Annotated in this window: 1 pseudogene; it reads left to right on the forward strand. The window is 41.3% G+C overall.

What is annotated here, in order from left to right:
* Window positions 1-378: 378 nt before the first annotated feature.
* Window positions 379-1,596: pseudogene (locus AC1D7X_RS25685) on the forward strand (IS110 family RNA-guided transposase).
* Window positions 1,597-1,781 lie beyond the last annotated feature (185 nt).

The raw sequence follows: 1,781 nt of genomic DNA on the forward strand, positions 1-1,781 counted from the left end.
TTTCAGGATACATGGTTCCGTCATTCCCATCCTCGGTTGTAAAGTTAGATTTCATTTCATGAAATCTCTGTTTTTTCGCGCTGTAAAGCGCTTATACAGAACTTGTCATACTGTCCCGTTAGTCATACATGCAGCGCACGCGCCGCACCACAGATGATGAAAATGGGACTGCAAATTTGTCTATACTGCTACTATGGCTGGGAGAGGAAGGTCGATGAACTATGGTGCCATAGAGCCCATCCGTTAGTCTGACTCCAACGATCACGGTGCATCACAGATTGTCGCTCCCTTTCGGGAAGCACTCATGGGAGATTAATCCTACTCTGATTGTTGCACCAGCCTCTACTTCGATTGAGCCATAGAGAGGATGTATTCAAGGTGGAAGTTATCATTGAACGAGCATGTGGTATGGATATTCATAAAGACAATATTACTGCATGCATCTTAACGTCGGAAGGAAAGGAGATTCAAACATTTTCAACTAAAACGGTCTTTCTATTGCAATTAATAGACTGGATAAAACAACATAAATGCACTCACGTTGCGATGGAAAGCACAGGAGTATTTTGGAAGCCTATTGTTATTTTACTTGAAGCTGAAGGAATTGAATTCTTAGTGGTGAATGCTCAGCATATGAAAGCTTTGCCTGGACGTAAAACAGATGTCAAAGATTCAGAATGGATTGCCAAGCTTCTTCGTCATGGATTACTCAAAGCAAGTTTCATTCCAGATCGAAATCAGCGGGAGCTTCGGGAACTTGTTCGGTACCGCCGCAGTATTATTGAAGAAAGAGCCAGACAACACAATCGAATTCAAAAAGTACTAGAAGGAGCCAATATTAAGCTCGGCTCTGTTGTGTCAGATATTATGGGCGTTTCTTCTCGCGATATGCTGCGTGCTATTGCAGAGGGCGAAGATGATCCAAAAATACTAGCCAACTTTGCTAGGCGTACTATGAAGTGAAAAAAGGATGAGCTCGAACTTGCTCTTCAAGGCTATGTAAATCCTCACCAGCGATTAATGATCAAGACCATTTTAACTCACATTGATTTCTTAAGTGAGCAAATTGGAGTGCTTGATCAGGAAGTTGCTTTGAGGGTAACCCCATTTCATGAAGAAGTCGAACGTTTAGACTCTATTCCTGGCATAGCTACTCGAATGGCAGAACAGATTCTTGCGGAAATTGGGACGGATATTAAGAAGCAATTTCCGAGTGCAGCACATTTATGTTCATGGGCAGGACTGGTACCTGGACATAACGAAAGTGCAGGAAAAAGAAAATCTTCCAAAGCCAAAAACGGAAATAAATATCTTAAGTCTGCTCTAGTTGAAGCAGCCCATTCCGTTGCAGCGTCAAAGAACTATCTCGGAGCCATGTATAGAAGAACATCGGCGCGAAAAGGAAGAAAACGAGCAGCGATCTCTGTTGCGCATGCTATGTTGAGAATAACCTATTATCTATTAACACGGGAAGAAATGTATGTAGACCTAGGCGAAGATTATTTTGACAAACAGAAACAGCAATCTATTGTAAAGTACGCAGTGCGTCGGCTCGAAAACTTAGGTTATTCAGTGAAAATCTCTGAAGTTTCTTAATAAATCTGATCTCATCCATTAAAAAAGTTGAAGCGCACACCTTTTAAAAAAATGTATGTGGTGTGGTATTATCCCCTTACGGTAGACAGTGAAAAAAGAGTTCATGATATTATGGACTTAACACTGTTGATCGGAGGGGATTTTTTCATGGCTACAAAAGGACAGAAGTTTACAAAGTATACGGA

The organism is Paenibacillus sp. Y568, assembly GCF_059445545.1.